Here is a 21,992-nt window from a genome sequence, read left to right on the forward strand (position 1 = left end):
CCCCTAGTAATCCGAATAAAGCCGCACCGGCGTCGGCGTGACGAGCCAGCTGCGCGGCGCGCGCGCATCGAACGCATAGCGCACGTAGACCAGCGCCGAGCTCGGCGCATACGCGTGCGAGCGGTCGATATGCAGTTGTGCGCCGGCGCTCAGGTGCGGGTTCACGCGATATTCGACGATGCCGTTCACGCCGTACGAGAACGCCACGCCTTGCGTCGAACTGCCGGTATAGACGAAGCCGGCCCGCTGCTGCGCGGCGCGCTGGTCGGTCAGCGTCGGGTAGAACAGCGAATCCTTCTCGTAGCTGTTCGAGATCCCGGCCGTGACGGTCAGGTCCCACGACAGCGCGTCGCGCCGCCCCGCCCATTCGATCGGCACGCCGAGCGACAGGTAGCGCTGCGGGCTGTAGTAACCGCCCTGCCCATACGTGTAGTAACGCAGGTTCTGCGCGTAGTGCCAGGCGTTGCCGACGAGGCCGGTGCTGATGCGCATCGTCGCGCGCTCGTAGACGGGCACCGTGAAGCCGGTGCGCAGCGTCGCTTCGGCGTTGCGCTCGACGTTGCGGCCCGACAGCACGCCCGCGCCGAATTCCGCGAACAGATTCACGCGGCCGACGTCGACCGAGCCGCGCAGGTTCACGCTGTCGCGGCGCACGCCGCCCCAGACCGCGCCGGTCCACGGGTCGCGCATCCCCGCATAGGACAGCACGCTGCTGGTTTCGGGCCGGCGCGACGCGTTCACGCTGAAGCTCGCCGGGCCCGCGTCGAACCGATAGCGCACGCCGCCGACGACGTAGTGCACCGGAAAGCCGAGCGGCGACGTGCCGAGGTCGACGCGCAACGCGTCGGTGCGGTAGCCGGCGCCGAGCGCGACGCCCGTCATCGACTGATGCAGGTCGCCCGGCTGCGCGAGCAGCGCGGCCGCCGCCGGATTCTGCGCGAACGGCGCCGGCAGCCCGATCGGCGACCTGAGCGCCGCGTAGGTGCCGAAGGTCTTCAGCGTGTACGTGTCCGCAACGCTCGTATCGAGCGTGCCGGCGTCCAGATGCACGGTGTCGAGCTGCAGGAACGCATGACCGTCGTAGCGGATCGGCAGCTGCATGTAGATCGGCACCTGCTGCGCACGGTACGCGGACACGCCTTCGTCCCCGGACTTGTACGCGGGCAGCCAGCCGGCCTCGATCTCGGGATCGCGCCGCTGCTCGAGCTCCGCGAACGCGGCTTGCGCCGGCGTGCGGCCGTCGCGGCCGGGGCTCACGCCGGTCGCACGCTCCTGCGACTGCGACAGCCGGTACAGCGACGCGGCATCGTCGTAGCGCCCCTGCGCCTCGGCCACGCGGCCGGCCGCGACCGTCACGTCGGCGCGCGCCGGATAGGCGGCCTGCAACGGCTCGACCACCTGCGCGGCTTCGTCGGCGCGGCGCAGCGCGTTCAGGCGCCGCACCACCGACAGCCGCGTGTCGACGTCGTCGTCCGGCGTGCGCGCGAGCACTGCCTGCACGCGTGCGAGCGCAGCCTTGCGCTGGCCGCTGTCCTCGTCGATGCGCGCGAGTGCGAGTTGCACGTCGGCATCGTCCGGCGTGCGCGCGACGACCGGCGCGAGCGCGGCGCGCGCCGCATCGTAATGGCCCTGCGCGCGTTCGAGATCGGCGAGCTCGAGCGCGTAGCGCGGGTCGGCCCGGCCGGCCGGGCTCGCGCGCTCGAGCAGCCGGCGCGCGCGCGCATAGTCCTGCTGCGCGATCGCGTCGTCGGTCTGGCGCAGCACGAGCCGCAACGATTGGTCTTCGAGACGCGCCGTCTGCGCCGGCGTCAGCCCGCGTTCGCCGCGCAGCGCGGCGAGCCATGCGGCGAGCGCGTCGTCGCGCGCCGCGCTGCCAAGCAGATCGCCGTAGCGCAGCCGCACGTCGGGATCGGCCTCGTTCGGATGCGCGGCGATCCAGTCGCGCAGCGGCGCGAGCCCGCGCTCGGGCTCGCCCGCGTCGATCCATTGCGCGCCGATCGCGGCCAGCATGTCGGGATCGTCGGGCGCGCTCGCCTGCGCGTGCGCGAGCGACGCGGCGAAGGCCGTCCGGTCGCCGCCGCCCAGCGCGACGCGCGCGTCGGCCAGCGCCGCTTCGGCGTCGAGCTTGCGTGCGAGCGCGCGCATGCCGTCCGAGCGCTGCGCGTCGGCGATGCCGGCGAGCGCCGTCCGGGCGCCCGCGACGTCGTCGATCGAGTTGCGGTACAGCGCGCACGCATAGCGCATTTCGGGCGTATCGGCCTGCGCGAGGCCGTCGTCCATCACCGTGCGGCCGAGCTGCGGCAAGCCCATGTCGCGATACAGCCGCGCCAGCGCGAAACGCGTCCACGGCTCATCGGGCGCCGCGCGCACCGCGGCCTCGTAGCGCTGCGCGGCCGGGCCGCGCTCGCCCTTGTCGGCGAGCGCGCGCGCCTCGGTCGCGAGCAGGTCGGCACGCAGCCCGTCGAGCGCGCGACGGTCGTCGCTGCCGGTCACGCGGCTTTGCAGCGCGTCGAGCAACGGCCCGATGCGCTCGGCGCGCCCGGTGTTCTGATAAAGCAGCGCGGTGTCGCGCACGACCGACACGCTCGGCGAACGCACGGCGAGCAACTCGCGCAACAGCGGCTCCGCACGCGTCCAGTCGCGCTGCGCGAGCAGCGCATCGGCCAGCTGCAGCTTCGCGTCGGGGCTGTCGGGCTGCATCGCGAGCGCGGCGAGCGCCGAGCGCTCCGCGTCCTGCGGCCGGCCGGCCGAGGCCGCTGCGCGGCCCTGGGCGAGCAGGCCCCAGAACTGCGCGGTGCGCGCGAGGCCCTGCCACTTGCCGCGCTGATCGGTTGTGGCCAGCGCCGCAGCGCGCGCGAACAGCGCACGCGCTTTGTCATGCCGTCCTTCGCGCAGCCGCAGCAGCCCGAGGCCGCCGAGCGCATCGGCGTCGTCGGGCCGGGCGCGCGCGGCGCGCGCGAGCAGCGGATCGGCGCCGGCCAGATCGCCGCGGGCGAGCGCCTGCAGGCCGCGCTGCTGCGCGATGTAGTCGGGATCGCGTTCGAGCTTGCGCTGCGCGTCGCGCTGCTGGTCGAGCTGGGCCGCGCGGTCGTGGAATTCCGTGTCGTCCGGCACCAGTTCGAGATAAGCGTGCAGCGCGTCCAGATACGCGAGATCGGCGCCCGCGGACTGCAGCACGTGCCGCCAGATGTTCATCGCTTCCGTATGGTCGGCGTCCGGGCGCTTCGCGAGCGCCCATGCGATTCGGTTCGCCTCCGCGCGCGTCTCGGCGCGCTGGTTCAGCAGCCGCGCGAGCGCCATCGACGCGTTGACGTCCTGCGGATCGGCCGCGATCCGCCGACGCAACGCTGCGAGCGCCGCTTCGCGGCCGCCCGGCGCATTCGCGAGGATCTCGTAATACTCGGCGCCGAGCGCGCCCGACGGCGCGCCGTTCGGAAACAGCGCGACGATGCGGCGCGCGGCTTCGTCCGTGCGGCCGCTGCGGGCGAGCAGGCGAATCTGCGCCATCTCGCCGCGGCCGCTCGTCGCGACGCGGTATTCGTCGGCCGCGCGGCGCGTGTCCGGCGCCGCCGGTGCGCGCGCCTGCAGGCGCGCGAGCGCGGCCTGGGCGCCTTTCGAATCGCCGAGCCGCAGCAGCACGCGCATCTGCTCGGCGAGCAGGCCCGGATCGTCCGGTGCGATCAGCAGCCCCTTGCGCAGCGCATCGCGCGCAAGATCGTCGCGATGTTTGTCGCCCCACATGCGCGCGGTCGACAGCAGGCGCTGCGCGTCCGAGCGATCGGCCGCGCTCAGCGTCGCGGCCGGCTGGGACGTCACGACATCCTGCGCCGGAGCCACGGTGACAGCGGCGGCGGCCGGCACGGCCGCACCGATCGACGACGCGAGCCACGCGAACCGGGCGACGCGCGGCGCCGCGCGTTTCATCGTGCCGCGCATGGACGGCCCTCCCAGCGCGCGTCGAGCGTCCCGTCGGCGCCGAACCGGTAGCGACCGTCGCGCCAGCCGAGGCCGAACAGCGTCAGCACGCTCGTGTAATAGCCGGGCGGCGACTGGCGCGCGAGCGCATCGACCCGCGCGGCCTGCGCATCGGCGAGCGCCTGCTGGCCGCGCGCGGCGAGGAACGGCACGGCCGCCGCGGAGAAGCCGCCGTTGCCGTCGTTCGGCGCGGCGACGCCGGTGGTCGTGTCGACCCGCTCCGGCGGCGCGCCATGCGCGGCGATGTGGTCGGCGAACGGCGCGAAACGCGCGAGCAGCGGCGCGGCGAGCGGATCGCTGCGATCCAGCATGCCGGCCCACAGGTACACGCGAATCGCGTTGTACGCGCTTTCCGCGTGGGTCTGCGGATCGGGGCCGAAGCCGGCGCCCGCGCGATACAGCGCCCAGTCCGGCGCGAAGCCCTTCGGTGCGGTGTCGAGCAGCACGCGGCCGGTGCTCGTCATCAGCGCGGCCCAGCGGCGCTCGTCGGGCAAGCGGGCGGCAAGCCCGCGGATCACCTGCGGCGGCGAATAGCTCGGGTTCACGCGCCATTGCCCGTTCGCCAGCTTGAAGCCGGTCGGGCCGGGCAGCAGCGTGAGGCCGAGGCCCGGCACGCTGGCCGTCTCGGTGTCGAGCACGCGCTTGGCGAGCAGCGCACCGCGCGCGGTGTAGCTGCGCTCGTGCCACAGCCTGCCGGCTTCGACGAGCGTGTACGCGATCCACAGGTCGGCGTCCGACGCCGCGTTCGCGTCCAGCACGCGCCACGCGCCGTCCGGCGCGCGGCCCCACAGCCACGCGGGCAGATGCGCGCTCAGGTCGCCCTGCGCGAGATTGTTCTCGGTCCATGCGAGGATCGTGTCGAACGTGCGCCGGTCGTTCGCGACGAGCGCGAAGAACAGTCCATACGCCTGCCCCTCCGATACCGTGCGCGAATCGTCGGAGCCGACGTCGATCACCCGGCCGTCGGCCGACACGAAATCGCGCTTGAACGCGTCCCAGCGCGGCCACGCCGCGCCGCCGCATTGCGCCCCGGCCGACCCCGCCGCTGCGCCCGCGCCGTCCTGCGCCGCGTGCAGCGGGCCGGCTGCCGCGGCGGCCAGCGCGAGCGCCGCGCCGGCGCGCCGCGCCGCCCGCCGTGTTGCGTATGCCCACACCATCCGTTACATCCCCCGTCGGCGCGCGGCGATTCTCTGCAGCACGCTGAACACGCCGAGCGCGAGCAGCAGCCCGGCGACCACGCCGACCACGCCCAGCACGACCGGATGACGCGCCGCGTGCGTCCAGACGCGCGCATACCACGGCACGAAGCCCACCACGTAGCGATCGCCGACGCGCAGGCTGTCGACCTGCCCCGGCCGCACCAGCGCGAGGTCGCCCTGCAGCTGCGACACGAGGCCCGGCTTCTCGAACACGTCGAGCAGGTCGCCCAGGCGCGGCTGGTCGGTCGCGGTCAGTGCGACGACGCTGCGGCCGTGACTGCCCGGCAACTCGAAACCGGCGAGCGCGGCCAGCGGGCCCGTCTGTTCGATGTGCGCGCCGCCGTCGGGCTGGCCGACGCCGTTGCGCCAGCGCTCCTTCACCGCGAACGCGACGCGCGTCGCGCCAGCGCCCGCCTGCGGATCGATCGACAGCGGCGCGGCCGCGCGCCACTGCGACAGCAGCGGCGACGCAGGCGAGCCGTCGATCACCAGCAGATCCTTGCGGCCCGCGAGCGCGGCGACTTCGCCCGGCCGCGCGAGCTGCACGCGCAGCGCCGGGAAGCCGGTCCACTGCCCCATGTGGCCGAGCATCGTCAGATACGCTTCGAGCTCCTGCGGCGACGGCCGGTCGGGCACCACGACGGCGGTCTGCGACAGATCGGCGAAGCGCGTGAACGGGAACCCGCTGTTCGCGAAGTACGCCAGATTCGGCAGTTGCGCGTAGTGGACGAAGTGCGAGAAGTCGATCGTCGAATCGGGGTCGACCGCCGCGCGCTGCGGCTCGAGCGCCGTGCTCGAGCACAGCGCCGTCTTCTGCGAATCGAGCGTGAAGCGCAGCTGCAGCTGGTTGCCGCTGCCGACCCGGAACGCCGGAATGTCGACGTCGCTCGTCACGCGCCCTTCCGGCACCGACAGCAGCGGCAGCTGCATGCGGCCGCGCGCGTCTTCCGAATGGGCCGGCGCGAGCCGGTACGACTTCACGAGCTGGTCGTTGATCTCGACGGACAGCGTCGAGTCGTCCTGCACGCTCGGCGCCGTGTAGCGATAGCGCAGCGTGATCGGCACGCCGGAGCCGTTCCACGAATGCAGATCGGCCGGCACGTGCAGGTTCAGGCGGATCGCGTCCGGCGACGTGCCGCGCACTTCCAGCTGGCGCGGGTCCGACACGAGTTCGCGGAACGCGATCGGCCGGTCGACCGGCAACCAGCGCGGCGCGTCGTACGGCTTGCGCGGCGCGCCGAGATCGACGTGCGCGACGGTCGCGGCCGGGCCCGACAGCGCCGCGCGGCCGAGCACGAGCGTCCCGACCGCGTCGTCGACTTCGGCCGCCGTGCGGCCGGTCACGATCAGCAGCTTGCGCCCGGGAGCGGCCGGGTTGTCGGCGACGGCGAGCAGCGGGCCGTTGACCGCCGGCAGCGCGAGGCCTGCCGGCAGCGTCGCGACCGTGCCGATCACGACCGCCTGGTCGTCGGCCGGCAGCGTCGTCGCGACCGGGAAGCGCGCCTGCCGGTAATCGGCCAGCGCACCGAACCACGACGCGAGCACGCCGGCACTGCGCAGCGTCGCCGAGTCGGGCGACGCCGGCAGCACGAACGGCAGCCGCAGGCGGCCGTTGTCACGCCGGTCGAAGAACGGCGCGGGCAGCAACGCCAGATCGTTCGGCAAGCGCACCGGCGCTTCGTCGAGGATCAGCTCGCTGGTCGGGCTCACGTCGGCCCACAGCGCCGAGTTCGACGGGTCTTCGCAATGATCGAGCGTGTAATGCGCGATCAGGCGCAGGCCGATCTGGTTGAAATCGGAGAAGTAGCGCGGATCGATCGGGATGTCCTGCGTGACCATGCGGCCCGCGCGCGGCGCGTCGAACGGCACGGTCGAGACGACCTCGCCGTTCACCAGCACCTTCAGATGCGACATTGGAAACACCAGCGACGGCGAATACGCGTAGGTCAGGCGCAGCCGCGCGCCGGTCACCACGCGATCGAGCCGCACGCCCGCGTTGATCGTGCGCGCATCGTCGGCGCCGCGCAGATGCAGCGGATCGAACGCGCCGAGCGACGCGAACGGCAGACGCACGGTGATGGCCGGCCCGCCGGCCGCGGCGGCGGCCGCGCTGGCCGCGCCCGATGCGGCGGCAACCTGTAGCGCGCGCGCAACATCGGCGGGCGCGGACGCGGCGCCGGCAACCGCAGGCACGGCCGCCCCGGCCGACGCCACCGACGCGACCGGCATCGGCGCGGCGGACAGCGCGGCGGTATGCAATGCGCCGAACAGCGCAGCGGACAGCATGAACAACGACGCGGCCGGCCTCATGCTCGGCCCCGCATCGTTTCGAACGTCCGGTGATCCAGCGCGCCGCGACCGGCGCGCGCAAAGCAGCTATGCCCGTAAGTGCACATCCCCACTGCTTCCCCTCAATAATCTATCTGGCCTGAATTCATTTATCTGAACGGCGACGCGGCTTCTTTGTCCGGTCGCACGTCTACGCGAGCGCCTGGCACCGGCGCTACCCCATTCGTCACACTATCTTAAAAATAGGACGAAAGCCGCACGATTCAGCAATGCCGAAGCGAAAAAAACTCAATTCGGTCGGAAATGCTGCGTGCAGCGATTGAATGGCAAAACTTGCACGAGGGCTGGCGATCGGCCTGCCAGCATCGAGTCGGTGCGGCAGGTGTGCGTGGAGACGGATTGCGGCTCCTTGCGGGCCGCCCGAAATGTGCGCTGCCGCGTGGGCGGCGCGTATGCTACCGCAAGCGTGCGCCGCACGTCGGGATTTCTTCGCGCAAAGCTGATTTATATCAAATCGATTCCGCGGTTCGGTCACGCGGTTCGGGCCATTGCTGCGCTGCGTCGCGGGCGGCGCCGCGATCGTGTGGCGCGGCCGGGCGCTAATGGGTCGCTAACGGGCCGCTAATGCGCCGAGATGGCCGTCAATGGCCCACCGGCACCGCGATCGCGACCGCCACCACGACCCATTGCACGATCGCGACGAGCATGCCGGCCCGGCATAACCGGACCGCGCCGCGCACGCGCGCGTCGAGCCCGCGCGCGGCGCTGCGTGGATCGATCCAGCCGAGGTCGGCCAGTGCGCGATCGAGCGCGGTGAGCGCGTGGCCGAGCTCGTCGTCGCCGTCGTCCGACGTCGCGTGCGCGAGCGCGGCGAACAAGCGGCGATCGATCTCGATGCGCACCGCGTACCACAGCGCGGCGATCGCCGAGCCGGCGCTGACGACGGCCAGCACCGCGCGCGCGATGCTCGCCGGCGGCCAGCCCGATGCGATCCATCCGCCCGCGCCGGCCGCCGCCAGCGCGGCCGCGATCGCCCACGCGCCCGCGTCGAGCACGCCGCGTGCGGCGGCGATCCGGAACGGCGCCGACGAAGCGCCGCTCATGCGCGCCCCGCCGCGCGGCGGTCGAGCCAGTCCTGCAGCACGGCCACCGCGTGGTCGGACCAGACCGCCCGCGCTCGCGCCTCGCGCACCGCGGCGAGTGCGTCGCGCGCGTCGCTCAGCCCGCGCCGTGCCGCGAGCCATGCAGCCGCGCACAGCACGCTGCGCCCGTAGCCGAGCGCGCAATGAACCAGCACGTCGCGGCCTTGCGCATGCAGGCGCTCGATGGCCTCGACCGCCGCCGCGAGTTGTGCGGAGCTCGGCACCACCAGATCGAGCTGCGGCACCGCCGCATACGCGAGCGACGCGTCGGCCGCGGCCCAGCGCGGCATCTCGGCCGTCAGGTCGACGAGCGCGGTGAAGCCGTGGCGTCGCACGTCGCGCGTCGTCGGGGTGCGGCCGATCCACACGCGCTCGTCGACGCGCACCGGCGCCGCGTGCCGCAACGTCCACAGCCGCGAATTGACGAACGCGCCGACGATCGCCGGCGCGAGCAGCCAGCGCGCGAACACCGGCATGCGGCCGGCGGCGTCCTTCTGGAACGCGGCGGGCGCGCCGCGCCAGTAAGCCCACGCGACGCACGCGAGCGCCAGCGCGACCCACCCGGCGAGCAACGCCGCGGCCGGCGCGCGCGGCACACAGCCGAGCACGACCAGCACGAACGTCGCCGCGCCGAGTGCATAGCGGCGCGCGAGCGCGCGGCTCGCCGCGCACGGCGCAGCGTCGCCGCTGCGCGAGTGGCCCGCCGCATCGCGCAACGGAAACAGGAACAGTGCGATGCAGCCGACGGCCGCGCCGGTCGGCACGTCGATCACGTGGTGCTGGTAGGTCGTCAGCACCGATACGCCGATCGCCGCGAACCACAGATGCAGCAGCGCCCGCGCGAGCGTGCCGCGCAGCTGCTGCGCGTAGACGGCCCACAGCACCACGAGCAGCCCGATGTGCAGCGACGGCGCCTGGTTGTACGGCTTGTCGAACCCCATCAGCAGCGTGAACAACGCGCCGGCCATGCCGCTCGCGTCGGGACGCGCGAAGCCGAAGCGCAGCGGCCATGCGATGAAGCACGCGACCGACACGAGCTGCACGGTCAGCAGCCGCTTCACGTGGTCGAGCAGATCGTCGCGACGGGTCCAGAACAGGAACGACAGCGCGTACAGCAGATCGATCGACCAGTACGGCACGATCGTCCACGGCACGAACGGGATCGCGTGCTCCCAGCCGAACGCGAAGGTCGGCACCGCGGCGCGGCGCGCGGCGAGCCAGTTCGCGAGACCGTAGGTGGAGAAGAACAGCGCGCCCATCGCCGCGAGCGCGCCGATGCGCAACGCCCAGGACGCGTCGCCTGCGCCGGCCGCCGCCTGCGCGGGACGGCCCGCGCGAACGCCGGACGCGCTCATTGCGCGTCGACCCGCTGGGCCAGGCTGACCGTGAAGATGCCCATCGCGTCGATGCGCTGGTCGAGCTTGCGAAAGCCCGCGCGCGCGACGAGCTCGTCCATCTCGGCCTGCGAGCGGCGGCGCATCACCCACGTCGCCTCGCCGCGGTGATTGTTCAACACGCGCGCGATGAATTCGAGCTGCGGATGCCACGGCTGCCCCGTATAGACCAGATACCCGCCGGGCGGCACGGCCTGCGCGAGCCCGCGCAGCGAGCGCTCGACGAGCGCGTTGTCGCCGAACAGCTCGTACAGTCCCGACACGATCGCGAGCGTCGGACGCGGCTCGAGCGTCGCGAGCGACGCGTCGTCGAACGCATCGCCGCGCTCGAAGCGCGCGATCGGCTCGAGGCCGCGCTGCGCGATCAGCACGCGCCCGGCATCGACGTTCGGCGCGCTGTAGTCGCGCAGCAGGATGTCGTCGGGCGCCGCGCCGTCGCGCTCGGCGGCCGTCGCGATCGCGTCGAGCACGTAGCGCCCGTGGCCGGCCGCGATGTCGACGATGCGCACCGGTTCGCCGCGGCTGCGCAGCCGGCCGAACGCCGCACCGATCAGCTCCTGCAGGTGCAGCTTGCGCTGGCGAATGCCGGCCCAGCCCGGCGAGTCGAGATAGGTGCGATCGATCCGCGCGCCGATGCCGAAGCGCCCCTGCGCGCGATTGCGGTACACGTAGTCGAGCGTCGAGCCCGAATCGAAGCCGAGCCGCAGCCCGAGCGCGATGCCGTCCGACAGTGCGCCGCCCGCCTTCAGACTGGCCCGCACCAACGCCCAGTACGCGCGCGCGAACGGGCTCGCCGGCGCAGCGCGGAGCGCCACGTATTCGTCATGGAATGCGCCGCGCCGGTCGGCGTCGGCGAGCGACACGCGCGGGCTCGGCGTGTCGAATTCGCGCAGCACGAACGCGCGCAGCGGCGCGAGCGCCTGCGCGCGGTCGCGCTCGCCGAGCGTGTCGTGATAGAAGCCCGGCAGCACGATGCGCTCCTTGCGCGCGGCGCCGAGCCGCTCGAAGAAGCGATCCTGCGGAGCGCGATGCACGACCCAGTCGGCGCCCGAGATCAGCAGCTGGGTCGGCACCGTGATCGCGGTCGCATCGGCGACGATCCGCTGCGCGGTGTCGTGCAGATCGAGCAGCATGTTGACCGCGATCGGCCGCGTGATCAGCGGATCGGCCGCATAGCTCGCGATCCGCTGCGGGTCGTGCGTGAGGAATCTCGGCTTCACGTAGCTGTTCACGTAGAACAGGCCGCGCAGCTTGTGCATCAGCCGCAAGCCCGGCCGCGCGAACGGTACGTACAGCTTGATGTGGAACGCGGGCGACGCGAGCACGAGGCAGCGGACCGGCGGCGCATAGTCGTGCGCCCACGCGGCTGCGAGCACCGCGCCGACGCTCTGTCCGACGACGGCGATGTCCTCGATCGCGACGCCGTGCGTGTCGCGAATGTGCTCGACGAAGCTCTGCAGATCTCGCACCGACGCGGCCGCGCCCGGACTGTAGCCGCGCGCGCCGGGCGAGCGGCCGTGGCCGCGCGCGTCCCATGCGAAGAACGCGAAGTCGGGCAGGTCGAGCTCGTCGACGAGGTGCGCGACACGCGCCGAATGCTCGTGACCGCGATGCAGCAGCACGATCGCGCCGCGGCAGCGCGGCGCGGTGGCGGGCCAGTGACGATAGAACAGCGCGGTGCCGTCGTGCGTGATGAAGTCGGCCTCGCGGGCCGTGCGTGCGCTCATGCGATCTCTCTCGTTTCGTTATTCGAATCATGCGGCGCCGCCCCCGGCGCCGGTCTCACGCGCGTGCCGTCAACCGTAGACCATCAGCCATCAGCCGCCGGCTTCCGCGACGCCGGCCCGCACGCGCCGCACGGCCGTCACGATCGACAGCACGATCAGCGCGCGCCACAGCCACGCGCCGACGCCGCCGATCGGCAGGCCGACGCCGAACCACAGCGCGAACGCACCGAGCGCGAGCGCACGGTCGCTCTTGCCGAACGGGCCGTCGTAGCGGCGCGTCGCGCCCGCGAGCGGGCCGATCAGCCCCGCGCATTCGACGATGACGGCGGCGAGCGCGAACAACCAGACGTCGGCCGGAGCGAACGCGGGAATCGCGAGAAACGGCAATACGAGCGCGAGATCGGACACGACGTCGCCGAGCTCGTTGAGGTACGCGCCGAGCGTGCTTTTCTGCCCGTGTTCGCGCGCGAGCATGCCGTCGATCGCGTTGAGCGCCATCCGCGCGAACAGCCAGACCGGAATCAGCAGGAACAGCGCGCGGGCGAACCCGCCGAGCCCCGCGAGCGCACCGACGACGATCGAGCCGCCCGCCGCGAACAACGTGACCTGGTTGGCGGTGACACCGCGCTCGGCGAGCGAATCCGCGAACGGACGCAGGCAGTTCTGGAATTTTGGTTTGAGTGCGTAGAGGCTCATGATTTTTCTGGTTCGGCACGCTCGGACACGTTCGCCGCCGCCCTACCCCCGGCGGCTCGACCGCCGCGATCGGCGGTCGTCAGGTGGGCGTAATCGTCGCCGAGCGGCTGCGACGCGTCAAGCCGTGCGCCGCGTTCGTTGCGCGCGCAATCTGGCATTTTCGACCGAAACTCGCGATAATCCGCAAGCCCGTCAGCACACCAATCCATTCGAATTGCAGCGGGCGCTCGTGCAATAGCCGATTATTACGCCGCCGATCGGCGCATTCGCCGCACTCCGATACAAGCGGCAACGCGTCCGGCCGTCGCGGCCCTGCGACAGGCAGCCACGAATTTGACAAAAATTGAACCATGGCCGTCCGGTGCGCATCCTGCCGCGCCGGCATTTCGGGATCCACGCGGTCGCCGCGCTTCGGTGGCGGCACGCTCACGCATGCGGGAGGCGCGGCGCCGATGAACATCGTCAATGTCTGGCAACGCGATTTCCTGCTGTCGATCGTGCGGCTCGTGGCCGGCGCGTATCCGGTATGGCATCAGGGCCGCCCCGCGCCGACGCAGAAGATCTACTTCTCCAACCACACGAGCCATATCGACACGCTCGCGATTCTCGCGGCGCTGCCGCGCGACGTGCGCGCGGTCGTCCGGCCCGTCGCCGCGCGCGACTACTGGGACAGCGGCAATCTGAAGCGGCACGTCGCGCAGAAGCTGTTGAACGTCGTGCTGATCGATCGCCACCGCGAGTCGGGCGGCGACCCGCTCGACCCCGTGCGCGACGCGCTGCGGCAAGGCCACTCGATCATCATCTTTCCGGAAGGCACGCGCGGTGCGGACGTGCTGCCGCAGCCGTTCAAGAGCGGGCTGTACCACCTCGCGACCGAATTCCCGGACGTCGCGCTCGCGCCCGTCTACCTCGAGAACCTGCAGCGGATCATGCCGAAGGGCACGATCTGGCCCGTGCCGCTGATCTGCAAGGTGCATTTCGGCGCGAACGATGCGCTTCGCGCCGGCGAGGACAAACCGACCTTCCTCGCGCGCATGCGCGACGCGCTCGTCGCGCTCGCGCCGCCGCAGCGGCCGGCCGGCTGAACGCGGCGCCCTACTCTTCCTATTCCGGACTTCTTCATGCGAACTCTCTTCTGGGAACTGGTCGCGGGCGTCACCGGCGTGCTGGTGATCGCGACCGTGATCGGCGCGATCCTCGGCGCGCGCAGCGGCGGCGCGAACGCGACCATCGTCAACCTGAACCAGCGCATCCGCGCGTGGTGGGCGATGATCGCGATCATGGTGGTCGCGATCAGCCTCGGCAACAACGTCACGTATTTCGTGTTCGCGCTGCTGTCGTACCTGACGCTGCGCGAATTCATCACGCTCACGCCGACGACGCCGAGCGACCACACCACGCTGTTCATCGCGTTCTTCGTCGCGATTCCGGTGCAGTACCTGCTGCTCGCGATCAACTGGTACGGGATGTATTCGATCTTCGTGCCGGTGCACCTGTTCTTCGCGATGTCGCTGGTGTCGGCGCTCACGCAGGACACGCGCGAATTCCTGAGCCGCAACGCGAAGATCAACTGGGCGCTGATGGTGTGCGTGTACGGGCTCAGCCATGCGCCCGCCGTGCTGATCCTCGACATTCCGCACTACGCGGGGCAGAACGCGCTGCTGCTGTTCTTCTTCCTGTTCGTCGTGCAGATCAGCGACGTGCTGCAGTACGTGGTCGGCAAGCTGTTCGGCCGCCGCAAGATCGCACCGCAGCTGTCGCCGTCGAAGACGGTCGAAGGCTTCGTCGGCGGCGGCTTGCTCGCGACGCTGTGCGGCGCGTCGCTGTATCGCGTGACGCCGTTCAGCTTCGGCGCGGCGTTCGGCATTTCGCTCGCGGTCGTGATCGCGGGCTTCGTCGGCGGGCTCGTGCTGTCGGCCGTGAAGCGCTCGCTCGGCACGAAGGACTGGGGCTCGATGATCGCCGGTCACGGCGGGATGCTCGATCGCGTCGATTCGATCTGCTTCGCCGCGCCGGTGTTCTTCCATCTCGTGCGGTATCTGTACGTCTGACGCGCGGGCGCGCGGCGTGCCGAGGGGTGCTTGCCGGGCGCCGTACAGCGCCGCTCAATAGCCTTCGCGCAGCGGCTTCGGCACGACGTAGCGGCCGCGTGCCGCGTCGAACTTCACCGTGTAGCGCGCGTGGATCTCGCGGCTGCCGCGCCGGCCCGTCTCGATGACCGTCAACGGATAGACGTCGTCCGTGGCCGTCGTGTCGGGCGCGATCGCGAACGTGCGGCGCTCGCAGTGCGACTTCGCGTTGGCGCAATCGAGCGAGCCACCGTTGTCGAGCGCTTCGTCGATGCGCGACGCGGCTTCGACGAGCGCGTTGCGGTACGGCAGCCGGATCGACTGGCTCGTCTGCGTATAGCCCTGCAACGTGGTGCCGTCGCCGATCACGAAACCGAACAGATGCGGGCCGAGCCGCTCGATGCGCACCGTGCCCGGCTCGCCGCGCTGACCCGATGCGATGTCGGTGCGCTTCAACACGGGCTCGAGCGTATTGCCGTCCGCGCTCGGCCGCAGCACGTACAGGTCGATCGTGCCCGGCGTGCCGTCCGAGTCCATGCCCGGCATCCCGTTGGCGACGGCCGCGTCGGTCTCGCCGCACATCGCGAGCAGCATGCGTGGACCGTCGGCCGTCGCGACCCGCAACGTTGCGCATGCCGAATAGATGGAGTCGCCGGCAGCCGGCTGCCAGCCTGTGCGGTCGGCGCGCCACGCGCCGTAGGTGTCGCGGATGAACGCATGCAGCCCGCGCTCGAGCGCGGCCGGCGCGTCCGCGTAGGCGGATGCGGGTGCACCCGCGCAGAGGGCAGACAGGAGTGCCAAGGCTGCTGCGAACGGCTGCAGGCGCGACTTCGGAGACGGGACGGTCATGATGGTGTTCTCGGAGCGGGTTGCGGGCGGTTGCGGGCGATCGGTGCCGACGCGGCGCGCACCGGCCGGCGCGAATGCGGCGCACAAATAGCACATCCCGTACGCCTCCCGGCATTCGATTCATTCAATAATTAATTGACGAATCGGCGACAAACGCGTTTCGGTGTGAAATTCGCGTGGAATTATCGCAAATCCGGCAACGCAAATCTTATATGCGCGCGTACTTCACCGAGATTGACTCACGTTTATCAATAATCTGAATCTCTCAATGCACCTTGCCGCAGAATGCACATGTCGGCTTTAGGTCACATCGGAGTATTTCGTTTTTGCCGATGCGCGATGTGCTCGGTAGTCTCCTGCCATTCCGCTTTTCGTGAAAAAACCAATACGCAAGGAGATGAGATGAAACGCACGGCCCTTTCGCTGATGTCGCTCGCGTCGTTCGCGGCGATCCCCGCCGCGCACGCGCAATCGAGCGTGACGCTGTACGGCGTGATCGATACGTCGGTCACCTACGTGAATCACGCGCAGGGCAAGGACAACGCGTGGATGCTCGGCAACAGCAGCGCGGGCAATCTCGCCGGCAGCCGCTGGGGCGTGAAGGGCATCGAGGATCTCGGCGGCGGCCTCAAGGCGTTGTTCCAGCTCGAGAACGGCTTCGATCCGAGCAACGGCCGGCTCGGCCAGGGCAACCGGCTGTTCGGCCGCCAGGCGTTCGTCGGGCTGACCAGCGACCAATACGGCACGCTCACGTTCGGCCGCCAGTACGATCCGCTGATCGATCTCGTGCAGGGCATCACCGCCGACAACTATTTCGGTAGCGTGTTCGCGACGCCGGGCGACGTCGACAACTACGACAACAGCTTCCGCGTCGACAACGCGGTGAAATACACGTCGGCCGTCTATTCGGGCCTGCAGTTCGCGGCGATGTACTCGTTCGGCGGGATCGCCGGCAGCACCGGCGCGCAACAGTCGTACTCGGCGGCGGTCACCTACGGCAACGGACCGTTCAGCGTCGCGGGCGGCTACTTCCATGCGACCAACAGCGCGGCGTCGAACGGGCTGCGCAACGGCTGGACCAGCTCGTCCGACGGCACCTTCGACGGCCCGGTCAACAGCGGCTACGCGAGCGCGCATTCGATCGGCATCGCACGCATCGCGGGCCAGTACGTCGCGGGCCCGTTCACCTTCGGCGTCGGCTACAGCAACGCGCAATACCGCCGCGATGCGAGCTCGGTGTTCGGCTCGAACGAGCACTACAACACCGGTCAGGGCTTCGTGAACTATCAGGCGACCAATGCGCTGCTGGTCGGCCTCGGCTACAGCTATACGCGTTCGGGCGGCGATACGTCGGCCACCTATCACCAGGTGTCGGTCGGCGCGGATTACAACCTGTCGAAACGCACCGACGTCTACCTGACCGCCGCCTACCAGCACGCGAGCGGCCAGACCGGCGACGGCAACGGCGGATCGATGGCCGCGCAGGCATCGATCGGTTCGTATGGCTACGCAGGCACCCGTTCGCAGACGATCGTCAACCTCGGGCTGCGCCATCGCTTCTGAGGGGCACGACCGGCCGCGCGTTGCAGCGCGGCGGGACGTGCGGTGGCGCCTCGCTCGGCTCGCGGCGCGTGCCGGGCGGGCGCGGCGGCGGCCGTCGTCAACGCCATTTACCACGGCCCACCGGCCGCGATCTTCGGTTGCCGTCTTTCATGGCCGCATTTTGTGGTGAATTGACGCGCCGCGTCATCTCCGTGCGCGGCAGCAACGGCTCGTCGGCATAGATGCGCCAGATCGTCTTTTTTACCGATTTCAGCGGGGCGGAATTCACGAAAACGCGGGGAAATTCGGGCCAAAATGCCCGCACAATTGCAAAGGAAAGTTTGACGCGAACCATTTGACCGAATGCTATGGCACACTTCGCGTCTGCGTAATTTCCTTGCACCGGGCGGCCGGATTCCGCCCCATCCTGTCATGCCGCGTCAGACCAACCGTTCGATCAGCCACGCCATGCCGACGCTCGCCGCGGCGCTCGCCCTGTCGTGCGCGCTGCCCACGCTTGCGCACGCGGACTGCCTCGACGACGCCGCCACGTTCCAGAAGGTGAGCGTGAGCCTGCTGCGCGGCATCGCGCAGGTGGAGTCCGGGATGAATCCGAACGCGGTGAACACGAACACGAACGGCACGGTCGACATCGGCCTGATGCAGATCAACAGCACGTGGCTGCCGACGCTCGCGCGCGAAGGGATCACGCGCGAAAGCCTGTTCGACGCCTGCACCAACGCGTACGTCGGCGCGTGGATCCTGTCGCAGAACATCCGTCAGCTCGGCGCGAACTGGAACGCGATCGGCGCGTACAACTCCGCGTCGCCCGACAAGCGCCTCGCGTATGCCCGCAAGGTCTATGATGCAATCCGGACCCTGCCGGATTCGCCCGATACTCCCATGCCCATCCTGCCCCCTTCCTTTACGCCGCCGCAACAGGTGCAGCCGTACAATCCGTTCGCGAGCCTGAGCGTGTCGGCGCCGCCGGTCGCGCGCACGCGCACGCTCGCGCCGGCCGCTCCGCCTGCTTCGCAGGGCGGCCCCGCCGGGCCGGCCGGCACGTACAACTTCGGCTGGACCGTCACGGGCGCCGACCAGGCCAAGCCGACCCAGGTGTTCGACGACGGCGCACGCATCTACGTGCAGTTCAGCGACATGAAGCACGTGCCGGCGATCTTCACGGAGACTTCGTCGGGGCGCGTCCTGATGTCGTGGGAACTGCAGTTTCCGTATGCCGTCGTGACGCGTTCCGCGCAAACGTTGATCTTCCAGCTCGGGCCGTTCGAGGCGCGCGCGCAACGTGGCGGCGGCGCGACGACTGCGCAGGCAAGCGCGGCAACGACGCGCCCGGGCGCGGCGCCGGCAACGAAACAGCCGGCAAAGGCGCCGACCGCGCGGACGGCTTCCACCGACGCGCTGTGGTATCTGAACACGCCGGGCACGTCGGGTTCGGCATCGACCGGCAGCAGCGCGAACAATCCCGCGGTGTCGACCGCGTCGAACACACCCGCGACGTGGCCCACTGCCGTCACGTCGAACACGCCGCCGGCCGCCGCGCCGCAAGCCCCGGCTGCGGCCACGCAGGATTCGCGCGCGAGCGCCGACGCGCTCTGGTACATCTCGAAGTAGCGCAGCGGGCCGGCGCGCTACGGCCGCGCTGCGCGCGCGCCGTCCGTCATCCGCGCCGGACCCAGATCACCTTCCCGTCGCGCACGCCAAGATCGCGCCGCTCCGCGCGGTAATCCATCGTGCCCGGCAGAGAGCGGCCGTCGCGTTCGAGCACGCGCCACAGGCAGCCGTCGAGCAGCGCGGCCGCATCGGCTTCGGTCTTGCCGATCAGCGCGTCGTCGGGCACCGCGTCAGCCTGGCATGCGTTCGCGGCGCCCGATGGCACGGCGATCGGCACCGCGCCGCCGGCGGTGGCGTTGCGATGCTGTGTGGCCGTATCCGCGCAGCCGGCAATGGTTGCACTCGCAACGAGCGCGGCCAGCATCGTGATCGTCTTATTCATCCGCTTCTCCTTGTTGCGGCCGGCCAGTGTGCCGGCTTCGCGCCGATGTTACCGCAGGCAAATCGTGCAGTGCAGGCGTCGCTTGCGGTTCGGTCAGAACCGGTAGGTCGCGCCGGCCATCCCGTAGTAGTTGCTGCGCGTCTGCACGATGGGGCTGTCGCCGTAGCGGCCCAGCAGGCGCGTGAAGCCGCCCGTCGCGCGCACTGCCCAATGCCGCGACAGGTCCCAGTTCCACGTGAGCGACAGCGTCGCGCTGTCCACGCCGCCGCTCGTCGAATACGGGCCGAACCCGCTCGCCCGCGACTGCGCATCGGTCACACCGTAGAAGGTCTGCATATAGCGCCCCGTGCCGGCATGCACGCTGGCCGTCGCGACCAGCGCGTGCCGTCCGCGCTCGAACACGGGCACCGCGAGATCGACATGGCCGGACAAGCCGCGCGACCCATGCGTGACCGGCGCATCGATCGCAAGGCTCAGCTCGCCGCCGTCCGGCAGCTTCACGCCTGCGTGCATCGCGAACAGCACCGAGCCCGGCACCCTGCCCATTCCCTTCAGATGATCGGAGCCCGCACGACCGAAGCGATCGTCGTCGGTGCGACCCGCGTCGTAGCCCAGCGCGGCCGACACGAACGCGCCGTTCGGCAGCGCGAGGCGATAGCCGGCGCCGGCGCTGCTGTCGACGAAGAAGCCGTTGCCGAACATCGCGGAAAAGGACGGCGCGACGATGGCGCGGTACTGATTGCTGCCCTGATAGCGCGGCGCGAAGCCACCGCCGAGCGATATCGCGTACTGGTTTTCGGCGTGGACGGCGGAGGCAAGCGTGAGGCCGGCAAGCGGCATGCAATAGCGCAACAAACGAATGGAGGGACGCACGATATCGGAACGAGAGTGACGGAGCCCGAAGTCTAGGAGCGCCCGCGCGGCACGACTGTCCGCAATCTGCGGAAAATGTGTGCTCAATTGTGTTCGAGTGTTCCCGATTGTCGTGAGGCCTCGCGGGCCGCTACAACGCCAGATAGAATTCGCGTGCCGCGCCACGCCCGCATTGGCGTGAAAGAGAAGGCGCGCATTTCGAGGAGACCATGAACGACCATCCGCTCAAATACCGCGTACTGCTGATCGAGGACGACGACCGCCTCGCCGAGCTCGTGCGCGAATATCTCGACGGCTACGAATTCTCGGTGACGGTCGTGCGCCGCGGCGATCTCGCGATCGCCGCCGTGCGCGAACACCGGCCGGCGCTCGTGATACTCGACCTGATGCTGCCGAATCTCGACGGGATGGAAGTGTGCCGGCGCATTCGTGCGTTCAGCAACGTGCCCGTGCTGATTCTAACGGCGCGTGCGGATGTCTACGATCAGGTCGCGGGCCTCGAAACCGGCGCCGACGACTACGTGACGAAACCGATCGAGCCGCGCGTGCTGGTGGCCCGCGCTCGCGCGCTGCTGCGCCGTGCGCAGCCTGCGGAACCGCGGACCGATGACGCTGCGCCCGTGCAGGCGCTGCAGTTCGGCGAGCTGACGATTTCGCCGCCGAACCGCACGGTCGCGTGGCGCGGCGAGCTCGTCGACCTGAAGACCACCGAGTTCAACCTGCTGCTGATCCTTGCGCGCGCAGCCGGTACCGTACTGAGTCGCGACGCGATCCTGAAGCAATTGCGCGGCATCGAGTTCGATGGCATCGACCGGTCGGTCGACGCGGGCATCTCGAAGCTGCGCCGACGCTTCGAGGACGATTCGTCCGAACCGCAACGGATCAAGACGATCTGGGGCCGCGGTTATCTGTTCAGCCCTTCCGCATGGGACGAGTGAATGCTGCGCCCGTTGATCAAGCTGTACCTGATCGTGATCGTCAGCTGTGCCGCGGCGGTCGTATTCGTTCAATGGTCGTTCGACAAGATTTTCTACGAGCGCGTTGCGCAGGCGCAGCGCGATACGCTGACCACGTATGCGTTCGTGCTCAACGATTACCTCGAACGCCATCCGGGTGCGAAGCGTACGCTCGCGCTCAGCGAACTCGGCCAGCACGGCAACGAGCGATTCGGTTTCCTGACGATGGCCGACGCACGCGCGCAATTGTCCGACGCGCCGCTGCGCGATCTGGACGCCGGCCGGATTGCGATCAGCTACGACCGCAGGAACTACTACATGCCGCTCGCCGATGGTTCGGTGCTGCATGCTCGTCCGATTCAGCCGGCCATGCTCGACGTCAAGATTTATGCGAACGGGATGATCGCGCTCGCCGCACTGTTCGCCGTTGCGCTGTGGACGTCACATCACTGGCGCGACCTGCGCAAGCTGCAGACTGCCGCACACGCGTTCGGCGCGGGCGAGCTGTCGACGCGCGTGCGATTGTCCGCACGGTCGAACATCTATGAGCTGTCGGTGCAGTTCAACGACATGGCGGAACGGATCGAAGCGTCGATCAAGCAGCAGCGCGAAATGATGCATGCGATTTCGCACGAGCTGAAGACGCCGCTCGCTCGCCTGGAATTCGGACTCGCGCTGCTCGCGGACGCCGACGACAGCAGCCGGATGCAGACACGTTGCGACGCGCTGCGACGCGACGTGCGCGAACTCGACGAACTCGTGACCGAGTTGCTGACGATCGGACGGCTCGAACAGGGCGCGAGCGAACTGGAGCCGATGGAGGTGGCCGTCGATGCGCTGATCGACAGCGTCGCCGGCAGCGTCGCGAACGATGTCGCCGATCGCGGCATCATGCTCGACGTGTCGACCACGGGGGCGCCCGCCTCGCACGTATGCGATCCGAAACTCGTCGCGCGTGCGCTGTTGAACTTGATCCGCAACGGCGCGCGCTACGCGTCGCGTACGGTGCTGCTGTCGGCGGCGAGCGATGCGTCGGGCGCGTTGGTGCTGAGCGTCGACGACGACGGGCCGGGCATTCCAGTGGCCGATCGCGCGCGCGTGTTCGAACCGTTTCAGCGGCTCGATTCGAGCCGCGACCGACAGACCGGCGGGTTCGGACTCGGGCTCGCGATCGTGCGGCGCGTGGCGCGCGTGCATGGGGGTGAGGTGTGGCTCGAGGATTCGCCGTTGGGCGGCGCGCGGTTCGTGATTTCGTTGCCGGGGTGAG

At 70.1% G+C, this 21,992-nt stretch carries 18 protein-coding genes; 6 read left to right on the plus strand and 12 right to left on the minus strand.

What is annotated here, in order from left to right:
- Window positions 1-3: 3 nt before the first annotated feature.
- From AK36_RS22685 to AK36_RS33735, 8 genes are all read right to left on the minus strand, one after another.
- The gene (locus AK36_RS22685; RefSeq protein WP_045579243.1) at window positions 4-3,936 is read right to left on the minus strand and encodes a cellulose synthase subunit BcsC-related outer membrane protein; all 3,933 of its coding nucleotides are present in this window, start codon (window positions 3,934-3,936) and stop codon (window positions 4-6) included.
- Complete coding sequence (bcsZ, locus tag AK36_RS34390; RefSeq protein WP_045579244.1) at window positions 3,921-5,132, minus strand: cellulose synthase complex periplasmic endoglucanase BcsZ; 1,212 nt, start codon at window positions 5,130-5,132, stop codon at window positions 3,921-3,923. The genes AK36_RS22685 and bcsZ overlap by 16 nt, the downstream gene beginning before the upstream one ends.
- Before the next feature lie 3 nt (window positions 5,133-5,135).
- A complete protein-coding gene (gene bcsB / locus AK36_RS22695; protein ID WP_045579245.1) occupies window positions 5,136-7,484 on the minus strand; it encodes a cellulose biosynthesis cyclic di-GMP-binding regulatory protein BcsB in 2,349 nt (782 codons plus the stop codon).
- A gap of 620 nt (window positions 7,485-8,104) precedes the next feature.
- Window positions 8,105-8,566: a hypothetical protein gene (locus AK36_RS22700; RefSeq protein ID WP_011884377.1), complete on the minus strand. Its 462-nt coding sequence runs from the start codon at window positions 8,564-8,566 to the stop codon at window positions 8,105-8,107.
- Entirely contained in the window at window positions 8,563-9,960 is a 1,398-nt protein-coding gene (locus AK36_RS22705) for a phosphatase PAP2 family protein (RefSeq protein ID WP_045579246.1), read from the minus strand. The genes AK36_RS22700 and AK36_RS22705 overlap by 4 nt, the downstream gene beginning before the upstream one ends.
- A complete protein-coding gene (locus tag AK36_RS22710; RefSeq protein ID WP_045579247.1) occupies window positions 9,957-11,726 on the minus strand; it encodes a bifunctional alpha/beta hydrolase/class I SAM-dependent methyltransferase in 1,770 nt (589 codons plus the stop codon). Before AK36_RS22710 ends, AK36_RS22705 begins: the two co-directional genes overlap by 4 nt.
- A gap of 90 nt (window positions 11,727-11,816) precedes the next feature.
- Entirely contained in the window at window positions 11,817-12,422 is a 606-nt protein-coding gene (locus AK36_RS22715; protein WP_045579248.1) for a CDP-alcohol phosphatidyltransferase family protein, read from the minus strand.
- A gap of 79 nt (window positions 12,423-12,501) precedes the next feature.
- Complete coding sequence (locus AK36_RS33735; RefSeq protein WP_155625344.1) at window positions 12,502-12,882, minus strand: hypothetical protein; 381 nt, start codon at window positions 12,880-12,882, stop codon at window positions 12,502-12,504.
- On the opposite strand from AK36_RS33735, the gene AK36_RS22720 reads away from it, so the two are divergent.
- A complete protein-coding gene (locus tag AK36_RS22720; protein ID WP_011884370.1) occupies window positions 12,875-13,507 on the plus strand; it encodes a lysophospholipid acyltransferase family protein in 633 nt (210 codons plus the stop codon). The genes AK36_RS33735 and AK36_RS22720 overlap by 8 nt on opposite strands.
- Window positions 13,508-13,543: 36 nt before the next feature.
- Complete coding sequence (locus AK36_RS22725) at window positions 13,544-14,473, plus strand: phosphatidate cytidylyltransferase (RefSeq protein ID WP_011884369.1); 930 nt, start codon at window positions 13,544-13,546, stop codon at window positions 14,471-14,473.
- 54 nt (window positions 14,474-14,527) lie between these two features.
- Here AK36_RS22725 and AK36_RS22730 read toward each other — a convergent pair whose 3' ends face one another.
- Window positions 14,528-15,340 carry a hypothetical protein gene (locus AK36_RS22730; RefSeq protein WP_045579492.1) on the minus strand — a complete coding sequence of 271 codons (813 nt, stop codon included), beginning with the start codon at window positions 15,338-15,340 and terminating at the stop codon, window positions 14,528-14,530.
- Between the two features lie 402 nt (window positions 15,341-15,742).
- On the opposite strand from AK36_RS22730, the gene AK36_RS22735 reads away from it, so the two are divergent.
- Complete coding sequence (locus AK36_RS22735) at window positions 15,743-16,903, plus strand: porin (RefSeq protein ID WP_045579249.1); 1,161 nt, start codon at window positions 15,743-15,745, stop codon at window positions 16,901-16,903.
- 97 nt (window positions 16,904-17,000) lie between these two features.
- On the opposite strand, the gene AK36_RS33295 is transcribed toward AK36_RS22735, so the two are convergent.
- On the minus strand, window positions 17,001-17,237 hold the full coding sequence (locus AK36_RS33295) for a hypothetical protein (protein ID WP_144410673.1): 237 nt from the start codon (window positions 17,235-17,237) through the stop codon (window positions 17,001-17,003).
- 77 nt (window positions 17,238-17,314) lie between these two features.
- Between AK36_RS33295 and AK36_RS22740 the strand changes: the two genes are divergently transcribed.
- On the plus strand, window positions 17,315-18,514 hold the full coding sequence (locus tag AK36_RS22740; protein ID WP_014722830.1) for a lytic transglycosylase domain-containing protein: 1,200 nt from the start codon (window positions 17,315-17,317) through the stop codon (window positions 18,512-18,514).
- A 46-nt stretch (window positions 18,515-18,560) separates the two neighbouring features.
- On the opposite strand, the gene AK36_RS22745 is transcribed toward AK36_RS22740, so the two are convergent.
- Together AK36_RS22745 and AK36_RS22750 are read right to left on the minus strand one after the other, a co-directional pair.
- The gene (locus tag AK36_RS22745) at window positions 18,561-18,896 is read right to left on the minus strand and encodes a hypothetical protein (protein WP_045579250.1); all 336 of its coding nucleotides are present in this window, start codon (window positions 18,894-18,896) and stop codon (window positions 18,561-18,563) included.
- 93 nt (window positions 18,897-18,989) lie between these two features.
- A complete protein-coding gene (locus AK36_RS22750; protein ID WP_043290978.1) occupies window positions 18,990-19,736 on the minus strand; it encodes a MipA/OmpV family protein in 747 nt (248 codons plus the stop codon).
- A gap of 242 nt (window positions 19,737-19,978) precedes the next feature.
- Here AK36_RS22750 and AK36_RS22755 point away from each other — a divergent pair, with 242 nt between their 5' ends.
- Together AK36_RS22755 and AK36_RS22760 are read left to right on the plus strand one after the other, a co-directional pair.
- The gene (locus AK36_RS22755) at window positions 19,979-20,707 is read left to right on the plus strand and encodes a response regulator (RefSeq protein WP_011884363.1); all 729 of its coding nucleotides are present in this window, start codon (window positions 19,979-19,981) and stop codon (window positions 20,705-20,707) included.
- Complete coding sequence (locus AK36_RS22760; RefSeq protein WP_011884362.1) at window positions 20,708-21,991, plus strand: ATP-binding protein; 1,284 nt, start codon at window positions 20,708-20,710, stop codon at window positions 21,989-21,991. It abuts the gene before it with no gap.
- Window position 21,992: the final 1 nt, after the last annotated feature.

Origin of the sequence: Burkholderia vietnamiensis LMG 10929, assembly GCF_000959445.1 — a bacterium.
GTDB classification, from domain to species: Bacteria; Pseudomonadota; Gammaproteobacteria; order Burkholderiales; family Burkholderiaceae; genus Burkholderia; species Burkholderia vietnamiensis.